Source organism: Virgibacillus sp. 7505 (assembly GCF_002272135.1).
GTDB lineage: Bacteria > Bacillota > Bacilli > Bacillales > Amphibacillaceae > Terribacillus.
Genome location: NZ_NPBF01000081.1, coordinates 1 through 373 on the forward strand (window position 1 = coordinate 1; position 373 = coordinate 373).

1 pseudogene is annotated in these 373 nt (G+C 50.7%); it reads right to left on the reverse strand.

The window, feature by feature from the left end:
- Positions 1 to 373 (reverse strand): annotated as a pseudogene (locus CHH91_RS18005) (alkaline protease); the annotation flags it as partial.

The window sequence follows — 373 nt, forward strand, 5'->3', positions numbered from 1 at the left end:
GTGCTTCCTAAGCTCGTTGCCGTATTCTTTAGATGATTGCGGATTTGTACATTGGACCAAGATGGGTTCTTTTGTTTAACAAGGGCTGCTGCACCTGCAACATGAGGAGTAGCCATCGATGTACCGTTTAAGCTGGCATACGTTGAACCTGGGTATGTGCTCTGCACGTTTACACCTGGTGCGACAATGTCAAGCCCTGCGCCATACTGTGAAAAGCTGGCGCGGTTGTTGTTTTGGTCAGTAGCTCCGACTGCCATTGCGTTCGCATAACGGGCCGGATAGCTGATTGAGCCTGCACCTGAATTCCCAGATGCCGCTACAACAAGAACGCCTCTAGAAGTCGCGCTATTAACAGCTTGCTCAAGTGTGGCAC